11 protein-coding genes are annotated in these 12195 nt (G+C 33.1%); 3 read left to right on the plus strand and 8 right to left on the minus strand.

The features are described from left to right. Positions 1–10 precede the first annotated feature (10 nt). Positions 11–1138 carry a vWA domain-containing protein gene (locus EW093_RS12220; RefSeq protein ID WP_149568685.1) on the plus strand — a complete coding sequence of 376 codons (1128 nt, stop codon included), beginning with the start codon at positions 11–13 and terminating at the stop codon, positions 1136–1138. A gap of 28 nt (positions 1139–1166) precedes the next feature. Here EW093_RS12220 and EW093_RS12225 read toward each other — a convergent pair whose 3' ends face one another. From EW093_RS12225 to EW093_RS12250, 6 genes are all read right to left on the minus strand, one after another. After that, positions 1167–1448 carry a hypothetical protein gene (locus EW093_RS12225; protein WP_149568686.1) on the minus strand — a complete coding sequence of 94 codons (282 nt, stop codon included), beginning with the start codon at positions 1446–1448 and terminating at the stop codon, positions 1167–1169. Between the two features lie 133 nt (positions 1449–1581). After that, on the minus strand, positions 1582–4017 hold the full coding sequence (locus tag EW093_RS12230) for a glycogen/starch/alpha-glucan phosphorylase (RefSeq protein WP_149568687.1): 2436 nt from the start codon (positions 4015–4017) through the stop codon (positions 1582–1584). A 103-nt stretch (positions 4018–4120) separates the two neighbouring features. After that, positions 4121–5434, minus strand: a complete 1314-nt coding sequence (locus EW093_RS12235) for a homoserine dehydrogenase (RefSeq protein ID WP_149568688.1) — start codon at positions 5432–5434, stop codon at positions 4121–4123. Between the two features lie 32 nt (positions 5435–5466). Further along, a complete protein-coding gene (locus EW093_RS12240; RefSeq protein ID WP_149568689.1) occupies positions 5467–6954 on the minus strand; it encodes a LysM peptidoglycan-binding domain-containing protein in 1488 nt (495 codons plus the stop codon). A 114-nt stretch (positions 6955–7068) separates the two neighbouring features. Beyond that, positions 7069–8172 (minus strand): ABC transporter ATP-binding protein, encoded by a 1104-nt coding sequence (locus EW093_RS12245; RefSeq protein ID WP_149568690.1) that lies wholly within the window; start codon positions 8170–8172, stop codon positions 7069–7071. 77 nt (positions 8173–8249) lie between these two features. Then, a complete protein-coding gene (locus EW093_RS12250) occupies positions 8250–9395 on the minus strand; it encodes a hypothetical protein (protein ID WP_149568691.1) in 1146 nt (381 codons plus the stop codon). A 77-nt stretch (positions 9396–9472) separates the two neighbouring features. Here EW093_RS12250 and mnmL point away from each other — a divergent pair, with 77 nt between their 5' ends. Both mnmL and EW093_RS12260 read left to right on the plus strand, forming a co-directional pair. Further along, entirely contained in the window at positions 9473–10399 is a 927-nt protein-coding gene (gene mnmL, locus EW093_RS12255) for a tRNA modification radical SAM protein MnmL/YtqA (protein ID WP_149568692.1), read from the plus strand. Beyond that, positions 10386–10901: a hypothetical protein gene (locus EW093_RS12260; RefSeq protein WP_149568693.1), complete on the plus strand. Its 516-nt coding sequence runs from the start codon at positions 10386–10388 to the stop codon at positions 10899–10901. The genes mnmL and EW093_RS12260 overlap by 14 nt, the downstream gene beginning before the upstream one ends. On the opposite strand, the gene EW093_RS17680 is transcribed toward EW093_RS12260, so the two are convergent. Together EW093_RS17680 and EW093_RS17685 are read right to left on the minus strand one after the other, a co-directional pair. Beyond that, complete coding sequence (locus EW093_RS17680) at positions 10876–11676, minus strand: aminotransferase class I/II-fold pyridoxal phosphate-dependent enzyme (RefSeq protein ID WP_342781937.1); 801 nt, start codon at positions 11674–11676, stop codon at positions 10876–10878. The genes EW093_RS12260 and EW093_RS17680 overlap by 26 nt on opposite strands. Next, positions 11634–12161, minus strand: coding sequence for an aminotransferase class I/II-fold pyridoxal phosphate-dependent enzyme (locus EW093_RS17685; protein ID WP_246745032.1), 528 nt, complete (start codon positions 12159–12161; stop codon positions 11634–11636). The genes EW093_RS17680 and EW093_RS17685 overlap by 43 nt, the downstream gene beginning before the upstream one ends. Positions 12162–12195: the final 34 nt, after the last annotated feature.

The raw sequence follows: 12195 nt of genomic DNA on the forward strand, positions 1-12195 counted from the left end.
TATTAATTATATGAGAAAATATTTGATCCCAATTTATATAGTGCTATTAACAATTCCTCTACTCGCCCAAGAGTTCGATTTAACCCTTCTACCTGAAGATACATACATAGAGAGCAGGGAAGGGGAGGATGGACTACATCTTTTTGTTAATAAAAAAGGAGATATTAACTCTATACTCTTAACCGAGTCTACAGAGGACCCTACAAAGGAGAGAAGTGTTTTTGCTCTAAGGGATTTTGATGAGAATATTACTGTTAAGGATGAAGATAGGTTATTAAACGGTATACTACTAGATAAGAGTTATAACTTTTTAATCGACTCAACACCAGAGGAGAATGAAGTCTTTGGTTTAGCTTTTCATATATATATACCTAAAGGAGTCTCCTACGGTTACCCATGGTCTAGAGAGGGACAGATAGATATGGGTGAGGGTAGCTGGTTAAATATTAGAACCTTCCCAAAAAAGTTTGGTAACTATGAAGGTGGTTTTAAAGATAATCCTTTTATTATTCGTCTCTATGAAGAAGCTATCGAGGAACCTATTGTTGAAGCACCAGAGGATGAGTCTATTTTCGAAGAGATTGCAAGGGAGACAGCTGGCGACTACTCTGAGGAGTATGACGGAGATGGGGCTGTTACTAAAATAGGGGAGATATTAGACCGATATAAGGGCTTAGATGTTGATCTTGCACTAGTTATCGACTCTACAGTTAGTATGAAGGATGATGTAGAGTTTATAAGGTTAAAGCTAATCCCCTTAGTTAAGGATAAGATAGCTGGTTTTAAATCTGTAAGAATAGGTGTAATGCTCTATAGAGATTATAAAGAGGCGTACTTAACAAGAAAATTTGATTTTGTTGATAATTTTGATAAGGCACAGATGATTCTAGACTCCATTAAGGTTCAAGGTGGTAGAGATATACCTGAAGCGGTCTTTGAAGCTCTATACGCTGCACAGACAACTATGGATTGGCAAAATAGTGAAAAGGTCATAGTTCAAGTAGGAGATGCTCCTCCCCATCCTGAACCTAGGGGAGATATAACTAGCGAAATGGTTTATGAAGAGTCTCGAAGTAAAAATATATCCATATATCCAATTTTATTAAAAGATGAAAAAAGGGATAGTGTTACAAAATAAAAAAAAGCATCTTTAAAGATGCTTTTATTTAAACAGCTTCCTGGTTACTAATAACCTCATCTCTTACAGGGAGGTTTTTCTTTAAATCTTTTAGGAACTCTTTTAGATCACCCATTGGTTCATAATACTCACAAGATTCTGGAGTTCTTCTAGCTATGGTAAAATATTTATATAACTTTTCCTCACCTAACTTTTTTTTCCATAAACCAGCAGTACATCTAACTCTCAAAACATGTCCTTGATCGGTTTCTGCAGGTACTAATTTACATCGCATACAGTTAGCACAGTAAATTTTTTCATTCTCACTCATTTTTTTAACTCCCAATTACTTTTTAATTCATTACATTTTTATCGTATTATTAAAATATTACCATGGCAAAAGACCACCGTCAACATTTACTTGTTAAAAATATCGACGGTGGTCCTATATAAAATTAGTTAAACTAGGAAATTTTCCATATTTCTTTGGCGTATTGGTTAATAGTTCTATCTGATGAGAACTTACCAGACTTGGCTATATTTATTAATGACATTTTAGCCCAGCTCTCTTTATCTGTAAAAGCTCTAGAAGCCATGTCTTGGGCAACACAGTATTCTGAGAAATCTTTAATTACATAATAAGGGTCTGGTCTATTACCATCTACACCGTATAGTAGGGAGTCACTAATCGGTTTAAAATCGTTTATACAATCTGTTCCAAAATATCCATTAGTAAGTTGGTCTATAACAAGTTTTAGATCTTTGTTAATAGATAACTCAGCTAGTGGGTTGTAGGAGTGGGTGCTATTAATCTCCTGGATTTGATCAGCTTTTAAACCAAAGATAAATGCATTTTGAACTCCAGCTTCTTCAACTATCTCAACATTTGCTCCATCTAATGTACCAATTGTTACAGCACCGTTTACCATAAATTTCATATTACCGGTTCCTGATGCCTCTTTACCAGCAGTGGAAATTTGTTCAGATAGGTCACATGCTGGGAAAAGTTTTTCTGCAACTGAAACATTATAGTTTTCAATAAAAACAACTTTGATCTTATTGTTTATCTCTTTATCATTATTGATTACTTCTCCAACCCGAGTTATTAATTTAATTATCTGTTTAGCCCTTGCGTAACCTGAGGCTGCTTTTGCTCCAAATATAAATGTTCTTGGTACAAAATCCATATTTGGATTCTCTTTGATTCTATTATATAGATACATAATATGGAAAACATTTAGTAGTTGTCTCTTATACTCATGTAACCTTTTAATCTGTATATCAAAAATTGAGTTTGGATCAACATCAACTCCATTATGCTCTTTTATATACTCTGCAAGTTGAACTTTTTTAGTATGTTTTATCTCCATTAACTCTTTTAAAGCTTTAGAATCATTTGCTAGAGGAAGAAGCTTCTCCATTTCAGAAAACTCAGTTATCCACTTATCCCCAATATTTTTTGTAATAAAGCTTGCTAACTCTGGATTTGATTTTAATAACCAACGTCTCTGGGTTATCCCATTTGTTTTATTATTAAACTTCTCAGGGAACAGTTCATACCAATCTTTTAATTCATGGTTTTTTAAGATCTCAGTATGAAGTGCAGCAACACCATTAACAGAGAATGTTCCTGCAATTGCTAACCACGCCATTTTAACAACACCATGGGATACAATTGACATCCTCTGGGCTCTATCCCAATCTCCAGGATAAGCAGAGTTAACAAATGACATAAATCTTCTATTAATCTCTTCAATAATTTGATATATTCTAGGAAGTAATTTACTAATAATATCAATAGGCCATTTTTCTAAAGCCTCAGCTAGAATTGTATGGTTTGTATAGGCAAAAGTTTTAGAACAAACTTGCCATGCTGTGTCCCAGTCTAGATACTCTTCATCTATTAAAATTCTCATTAATTCAGGTATGGCAATTACTGGGTGGGTATCATTTAATTGAATAACGTTTTTTTCATGGAAATGGGAGAAATCATTTCCATAAATAGTTTTGTACTTTCTTATAATATCATATAAGGAAGCAGAACTAAAAAAGTACTGTTGTCTTAATCTTAATGTCTTTCCACTAGGACCTAGGTCACTTGGATATAGAACCCTAGAGATATCCTCAGCTCTATTTTTTTTCTCAACAGACTCATTGTACATCTCTTTATTAAAAAGCTGTAGTTCAAAACCATCTGGACTATGGGCTTCCCATAACCTTAATGTATTAACAATATCGTTACCGTAACCAATAATAGGCATATCGTATGGTACCGCAGTAACCTTCTCTGTATTTAAAGTTCTAAAGTGTAATTTTCCATTCTCATCAGTAAACGAGTCAACGTGTCCATAAAAGTTTACTTCAACAGAGTCAGCTTCCCTCTTTACAGACCATGGATCGTCATAGTGTAACCAGTTATCTGGGTACTCTACCTGATATCCATTTTCTATTTTTTGTTTGAACATTCCATATTTATATCTAATTCCGTAACCATGTCCATGAAGTCCCAGGGTTGCAAGGGAGTCTAGAAAACATGCGGCTAGTCGACCTAGTCCACCATTTCCTAATCCTGCATCGGATTCAGTATCTTCTATCATATTAAAATCTACTTCAAGGTCGTTTAATACCTCTTTAACCCCTTCTAATATACCAAGGTTAACTAGGTTGTTACTCATTGCACGACCCATTAAAAACTCTGCAGAAAAATAATATGCTTGTTTGCTATCTTTTTTGTATAAATCTTTATTTCTTTCTGACCAAGAACTCCAAATACTACTTAGGGCTGCTCTAGAAACAGAGTAGTATATCTCTTCCCTTGTAGCTGATTCTATATTTCGACCGTAGTCTTTGTCTAACCTGTCTAATACAATCTTCTTAAAATCTTCTTTGTTAAACTGCATTGAGAAAACTCCTTTATTTATATATATAATTAAAGGAGAGTAGATGGATAAAGTCAAGTTGTTAGAAAAAAAATGCCCGGTTTAGGGTAGTCCGGGCAATATATTACTTAATATTTTCGCTTTTTTGTGCAATTACCGGAATTGAAACAATTTTCTTTGAAATCATCTGTTCTTTTTTTAATTTCTTAATTGCAGCATCAATATTTCCTTTTGCTGTTTTATGAGTAAGTATCACAAGAGGTATACTTTTTTGCTCTTTTTCATCAAATCTAGCCTCTTTTTGTGAAATACCAGAAATACTAATTGAATTCTCTGCTAAAATCTTTGTAACTGTTGCAGTTACACCTATATGGTCCTCAACATTTAGTCGTAAATAGTAAGCTGATTCAACCTCTGACTGATCCATGTAAGATGGCTTTTGGGTTAAATCCGGCCAATACTTATAGTTATCAAAAAGTATTTTTTGAGCCCCACTTGCAACAGAAATAATATCTGCTCCAATAGCACTAGCTGTAGGTAAGTCTCCAGCTCCTCTTCCATAATACATAGTATGACCTACTGCGTGTCCATATAGACTAACACCATTAAATGGTCCTGATATTTTTGCTAGAGGGTGTTGGTTACTAATAAAGGATGGTTGAACTCTTAGGCTAACCTTATCCCCGTAAGTTTCACCAATGGCTAAAAGTTTTATTGTATAACCCATCTCTGTACCAAGTTTTACATCATATATATCTATATTTTCAATACCTGTTACAGATACTCTGTCTAATTCACAGTTATATCCAAAACATAGAGAACTCATAATTGTTATCTTATGGGCAGAGTCCATACCGTTTACATCAAGAGTAGGGTCAGCTTCTGCTAGTCCCTGGGCTTGAGCTCCCTTAAGAGCTTTATTATAACTCATTCCTTGATCGATCATCTGGGTTAAAATGTAGTTACATGTTCCATTAACAATTCCATATAAAGCGTCAATTCTGTTTACAGCCATACCTTCCGTAATAGCTTTTACAATTGGTATTCCCCCTGCACAACTAGCTTCAAAACCAATTGATACACTGTTTTTTCGAGCTAAACCAAAAAGTTCCTCTCCAAATGTTGCTAGTAGAGCTTTATTTGCTGTAATGACATTTTTTCCAGCAGATAGGGATTTTGATACTACATCCTTAGCAAATGTCAATCCACCCACCAACTCTATTACTATAGTTACTTCTGGATCATTTAAAACTTTGTTTAAATCAGTTTCATATAACTCTTCAGGGATACCAATTGCTCTAGCATTATCGAAATTAATATCTACAACATATTTTAGTCCTAATTCAAGACCAGTTTTCTCTTTAAGGAATTTTATATCCCTTGTTAGTAGGAGGGCTGTTCCACCTCCTACAGTTCCACAACCAACAAGTGCGATCATATCTATACTCCGTTTATTTAATTAAATAAAATTTAGTTTAAAGGTGGAATAATTAATTTCCATCCTGGATAAATTAAGTCAGGGTCCTGAATTAATTTTTTATTCCTTTCCCATATATTCTGCCATAATAGTGGGTCACCATAGAATTCTTCTTTTTCCGCGATTCTCCACAAACAATCCCTTTTTTCGGGATTTAAAACAACAGTATATATGTAGTCTACTGCCATAGACTTATACTCATCTAGATAAACTTTTGACTTTGCTAAATATTCACCTGCCTTTACAAGATCACCACTATTTCTTGCCTCAATTCCTAGTTGCCATAGCTCTTTAGCCTCAGCTAGTAGTGTTCTTCTTGTCTCCTGTATTCCTAAAACTCCAGTTTCACCTTCAATTACCGGAAATTCAACATCAACATTTTTCTCTAAATCTATAGGAGTTAATCCAGATGTCTCTTCCTTTTCAACTTTAGCTTCAATTGGTTTTTCCTTTAACTTAACTTCTCCTGTCCACTCTTCAGGGGAGATTATGTTATCTTCTCTATCTAAAACAGTAAGTGTAGAAGCTGATTCTAACTGGTTCATCAGTTCTAAAATCTCTTGGTCTGTTTTTGCTACATCAATATTTATTCTAGCCTGTTCAATGGCTTTTTTTGCAAGAAAAAGTGTCTCTCTTAATGCTGCCTCTCCATTTACTGCATCATACTCGTTATAGAGTAAATTTTGAGCAGTTATATAACTATCTACTGCTAAGTTATACTCTGTAGGAGCCCATTTTTCCACATCTATAGTTTTTGCTTCAACACGATAATTATTTATAATTCTTAATAAATTATCTATATATCCCATATTAGTAGAGAGTGAGTTATAAAGGTTTGACATTGAAGTATAAGCTACTCTGTATATAGCTAAGGATTTAGTAAAATCCCCCTCTTCAAATGCTTTTATACTTTCATCCTTTTGGGACTGGGATAATAAAAATTCCTTTGGGGTATACTTATCAGCTTTAATCTTAAGTAACTTTTCAGACTGACTATTTAATATATTTATACATGCTACTTTCAAGGCTTCTAGGGAGTCTTCTATCAGGGCTAAAGACTCACTGCTAATCTCATTTAGTAGAACTCTAGATTGGTCAGGGTCACTCTCTTTAAGCTCGGTAGCCTTAGCTAATTTCTTTTTTAAATCATTTAATCTACCAGGGAAATAGGTTTTAGCCCTAGCTTCTTCAGCCTTAAAAATCTCTTTTTTAGCCTTTGCCAGAAGAGTCTCATCTAGAGGTTCAGGTATATAAACAGGTTCAACTTCTTCCTCTATTATAGGCTCTTCCTCTATTACTACCTTTTCTTCAATAACAGGCTCAGGAGCTACTTCGATAATCTCCTCTTCCTGAATAACCTCTTCTACCTCAGGTTCTACAATCACTTCTTCTTGAGTTGGCTCTTCTACTACTTCAGGGGTAGATGCACATGAAATTATGAAAATTGATAATAATACAATTGTGAATTTTAATTTTGTCATATAAGCTCCAGTATTTAATGAGTTATATTATCATGGAATTGTTCAGGAATCAATAAACAATAAAAAAAGCCGACTTAATAGCCGGCTTTATAGTTATTTGTAAAATTAGTTAAATTAACCTTTGTAAAAAATTGATTTTTCAGTCTCAATATCAAAGAATTTAATTTTATCAACATTTGGAGTTAATGTTAACTCTTCACCAACTTTAACAATAGAAGTAGGCTCTACTTTACATACAATTTGGTGATCTGCTGTACTAACATATAAAATTGTCTCATCTCCTAAAGGCTCTACAACTTCAATAGTTCCTTTAATATAAGCAGCTTGAGTTGCACTTGTATCAACAGCTGAATCTTCAGGTCTAATTCCCATTAGAACGTCTTTTCCAACATAAGTTCTCATAACTTCTTCTTTATCAGCAGGAACTGTTACAACAAATCCACCCTCATCAACAATAACTTTACCATTCTCTTCTCTTACTTTTGCTCTTACTGTGTTCATTGCAGGAGATCCGATAAAAGATGCTACAAATTGGTTAATTGGTTCGTTATATAAACTTAAAGGAGAACCAATTTGTTGGATAACTCCACCTTTCATTACAACGATTTTATCACCCATTGTCATAGCTTCAATTTGGTCATGTGTTACATAGATCATTGTAGCTTGTAATCTTGTATGAAGAGCTGAAATCTCAGTTCTCATCTGTACTCTTAGTTTAGCATCAAGGTTTGATAAAGGCTCATCAAATAAGAAAACTTTAGGCTTTCTAACAATTGCTCTACCAACAGCAACCCTTTGTCTTTGACCACCTGATAACGCTTTAGGTTTTCTATCTAATAGCTCTTCAATTTCAAGAATACCAGCTGCTTCAGCAACCCTTGATTCAATCTCTTCTTTAGCATATTTTCTAATTTTTAGACCAAAAGCCATATTGTCTCTAACTGTCATATGTGGGTAAAGTGCGTAGTTTTGGAATACCATGGCGATATCTCTATCTTTTGGAGCTTCCTCGTTCATTCTTTTACCATCAATAGTTAATTCACCATCAGTGATATCTTCTAGACCAGCGATCATTCTTAAAGTTGTTGATTTACCACAACCTGAAGGACCAACAAGTACTACGAACTCTTCATCTTTAATGTCAATATTAACATTATCTACTGCTTTAACACCTCCATCGTATACTTTTACGATGTCTTTTAATTTAACTTCAGCCATTTAAGCCACCCCTTTAGGATTATTTTATTTTATTCATTTAATATATTATGACTTTATTTATCTGTCAAACAAAAAAGTTATTTATTTTGTTTTTTAGACCAGTCATTAAAGTATTCTATATATTTCTTTTCCCACTTATCTTCATCTAAAGAAATTATATCATTAAACATTGGGTTTAGTAGCTCATCTTTTAATGAGTCCCATAACTCAGGAAGATATAGGTATGCTGAAATTTCATTGTTATTTGGCATTAGTAATCTAAGCTCTGGGTAGTATTGGGGTAAGACACTCTTTGAAACATATATAAGAGTTGATAACTCTTTATTAAAAAGTTTGTATAGTCCTGAGCTGTTAAAATTTTCTTTTATAAATTGTTCCTGATTATCCTTATTAAACATCCATGTTAATACTTTTTTAGAACTACGAATTTTTTTACTATTTGAATTTATTCCAATAAATACAGCCCTATCAGCGGTGTTTATAAGGTTGTTTTTACTAAGAAAAGAGAATGCAAGGTCTTTAAAATTATTAATATCACTATTTAAAAAGTTTGATAGTGTAGAGTAGTAGTAGTCAATAATTTTATCTTTTAAAAGAAGCTCAGGTGAGAGGTGGAGATATTTATTATTAAAATCATTATAATTTAGAGAATCATCATTTAGAAGGTTAAGCATGGTCTTAGCTGTATATGTAAACTCTTTTTTATCAAAATAACTATCCTCTATATTAAACTCTGGGGAGAGTGATAGATAGAACCATAAAATAAAGTCACTGTTCCAATAGGGAGAGAAAATACTCTTTTTATTATTTATAAAATCATCAATATTTATATCAGTAGGGTGTTTTTTAGTATGCCTATTATAAATAACCCCAGGAAGGTCGAATGTTAGGGGCAGAACTCTAAACTCTCCCTTATCATTTTTTGCTAAATTTAAGACTTCAGAGTAGAAAAGCTCTTTTTTTATCTTCCCCGTTTCTAATAGATCTGTTATATCTGCTGTTTCTATCTGGGAACTATCCTTTTGACCGCTAAAAATAGTTATATCATAGTTGTTTTTTGGGTTAAGTTCTAAAATTATTTTAATATCATCATTATGTTTATTAAAATTTTCTATAAATGGAAGTATATGTGGTAGGTCTGTATATAGTGTTACTGTCTCAATCTTATTTTCACTACATGAGATAAATAGTGTTGTTATTAATAATAATATTAACTTTTTCATGAAATTATTTTAGATAACACTCTATCCCATGTCAATTGGGTTGTTCTTTATATCTATGATACTGCATAATAGGCTCTATGCAGCGGAGATTGTTTTATACGTATAGCGATTATCTATACAATAAATATGGGAAAACAGTATATAGGGTAGGGGTCGATGGTGGCTTTTCTTGTCCTAATAAGACAAATGGTCGAGAGACTCATGGTTGCAGCTTTTGTGGAAGCTTTGGGGCAAGAAGTGCATATTTAGGTGATAGCGAAGTTATTATAAATGAACAGGTTACAAAGAGTATTAGCTTTTTAAAAAGACGATATGATGCCCAAGACTTTATTCTCTATTTTCAAGCCTATTCAAATACATATGACCATGTTGATCGTTTAAAACATGTCTATGACTACGGTTTATCCCTGGGAAATTTTAGAGAGTTAGTAGTCTCTACAAGACCTGACTGTATCTCTAAGGAGATATGCGAGCTTCTAAGTAGTTATAAAAGGGATGATTTTGATGTTTGGGTTGAACTAGGTATTCAGACTGTTAATGATGAATCTTTAAAAAGAATAAATAGGGGACATACTTACAGTCAGTTTATAGATGCCTATAAAATGTTAAAAAGTTATGGTATTAAAATAGCTGTTCATTTTATTTTTGGTTTGCCAGGAGAAGATTTTACCGATATTCTAAATAGTGTAAAAAAAATCGCTGTTTTAAAGCCAGATGGTGTTAAGTTTCATAATCTTCATATACCTACAGGAACTGTTATGTATGAGGAGTATTTAAGAGGGGAGTTATCCTTTCCATCTAGTTTAAGACATGCTGAGTATGTAGCAACTGCCATTGAATATTTAGATCCTAAGACGGTGGTTATGAGGGTAAATACAGATACCCCTGGCAGTAGGCACTCTGTTCCAGGATTTTTCTTGGATAAATCAATTGTTTACAATAGAATTACAGAGATATTAAATAGTAGAAAAAGTTATCAGGGGAAGTTGAGTGGAGAGAGATAATATTGAGATCTTAGATAAAATTGATGAATTGCAAGAGCATTTCTACAACTATCTTTTTACTAAAACCGTTAGAGATATCTCCTTAGTTGTTAAACTTAAGGAAAAGGATTGGGACTATATAAAAAGGTTAGAGGGACAAAAATCATTAATCTTTGGTAGAAGAACTTTTAAAATAGAGGAAATTTACCAGGTTTTAGTCCCATTTGTAAAGTTTATAAAGGGTGTGCGGGAGGATGTATTTCCTCATTTTGAAATTATAGTTAAAACAAATACTCCAAGATTAAGTTTAAGCCCCCAGGAGAAGTCCATTAGAAATATTCTTGTTGATAACTATGAGCGTAATATATATACCTTAGGTAAAATTGTTTTAGAACTCTATGAATTAGTGGTAGTTGAGGATTTAAAGGAGAATAAAAACAGTACTCCTCTATGTCTTACAATGGTTGATATTAAAGACATAGAGAAGGATTTAAGTTTTATTGAAGATTATCAGAACAAGTAAAGATAATTTGAAATAGATCTTCTAAATCTTCTTTATCTACACTTGAATATGCAATTCTGAAACTTGTATCCCCAAGGGATATTGTTCCTACTCCATGTTTTAAAAGTTCAACTCTTAACTGTTCATTAAAACCTGAAGGTGTCTTAAAATTCATAAAGTAACCTGAGTTAAATGGATACTCTTGTAGTTTTAAACCATTTGTCCTCTTTTCTAAAATCTCTTTAACCTTTAAATATCTGTCCTTCATAATTTTTTCAAACTCAGCTTTTTCTGAATCATATGTATCACTTTTAAGTGCTTTTATAACCAGGGCTTGGCTTAATTTAGAAGAACTGGAGAAGGATGATCTTACTGCACCCATAAGTTTTTGTTCTAGGGCATCGGTATGTCTCTTTTCAAGACCCTTACCTGCAAATGTAATAAAACCAACACGTAGTCCCCAGGAATAATCCTCTTTAGTAGCACCATCAACTTTAACAGCTAATACGTTTTCATGAATATCTGCTAACAGGGAGAAGATTGACTCTTTATATATATCATCTTCATAAAATAGACCAAAGTAGGCATCATCTGTAATTACACACACTTTAATTCCCATCTCTGCTACTTCTTTTATAACACTGCTTATCAGGTTTGCTTCCTCTAAGGTAGGAGAGTAACCTGTTGGATTATTGGGGAAATTAAGTAGTAGAGATACTTTATTATTTTTTGTTGAACTTATTAAGGTCTCTTTTAAAGAGGCTGTATCAATTTTATTACCCCTAAAAAAGAGAATCTTTTAATATTAACCTCTTTTCGAATTTCGAATATCAATTGATAATTTCCCCAGAATAGATCTGGAATAACTAAGTTATCTCCTGGATCTAAGAATAGGTCTGCTGTGTTACTAATACCACTTGTTAAACCTGGAACAACTATTGGTAGGGAGGTGTGAATATTTTCTAGGCCTGGATTTTTTTTAATAATCTGGCTTTTCCACAACTCTCGTAGTTCCATTACACCTGGTGTTGGAGCATAAGTAATATAATCATTTGTATCCATATTATTTATGTTGTAACTTAACCCGGACAAAATAAGTGGCTTTTTTTTGTTAAAAGCCATACCTGCAGTTGCATTATATTTGTTAGCTTTAGCAGATGCTTCAGCTGATTGTGCAACAATTCCTTTAGGGAAATATAGTTTCTTCCCCATACTTGACAGTAAGAACCCTGCCTGAGTTTCATTTAAAATGTTATTTAAATTCAAAGCTAAACTATTCATGTTTAAACTATACACTATAGGGGGGAGAGTTTCA

Source organism: Thiospirochaeta perfilievii, from assembly GCF_008329945.1.
In the GTDB taxonomy this organism is placed as follows: Bacteria; Spirochaetota; Spirochaetia; order DSM-2461; family DSM-2461; genus Thiospirochaeta; species Thiospirochaeta perfilievii.

Excerpts from the sequence above, each read along its gene's own strand:
- EW093_RS17685 (WP_246745032.1), bottom strand. The coding sequence starts at position 12,161 with ATGAATAGTTTAGCTTTGAATTTAAATAACATTTTAAATGAAACTCAG.
- EW093_RS12230 (WP_149568687.1), bottom strand. The coding sequence starts at position 4,017 with ATGCAGTTTAACAAAGAAGATTTTAAGAAGATTGTATTAGACAGGTTA.
- EW093_RS12245 (WP_149568690.1), bottom strand. The coding sequence starts at position 8,172 with ATGGCTGAAGTTAAATTAAAAGACATCGTAAAAGTATACGATGGAGGT.
- EW093_RS12220 (WP_149568685.1), top strand. The coding sequence starts at position 11 with ATGAGAAAATATTTGATCCCAATTTATATAGTGCTATTAACAATTCCT.
- EW093_RS12250 (WP_149568691.1), bottom strand. The coding sequence starts at position 9,395 with ATGAAAAAGTTAATATTATTATTAATAACAACACTATTTATCTCATGT.
- EW093_RS12240 (WP_149568689.1), bottom strand. The coding sequence starts at position 6,954 with ATGACAAAATTAAAATTCACAATTGTATTATTATCAATTTTCATAATT.
- EW093_RS12235 (WP_149568688.1), bottom strand. The coding sequence starts at position 5,434 with ATGATCGCACTTGTTGGTTGTGGAACTGTAGGAGGTGGAACAGCCCTC.
- mnmL (WP_149568692.1), top strand. The coding sequence starts at position 9,473 with ATGCAGCGGAGATTGTTTTATACGTATAGCGATTATCTATACAATAAA.
- EW093_RS12225 (WP_149568686.1), bottom strand. The coding sequence starts at position 1,448 with ATGAGTGAGAATGAAAAAATTTACTGTGCTAACTGTATGCGATGTAAA.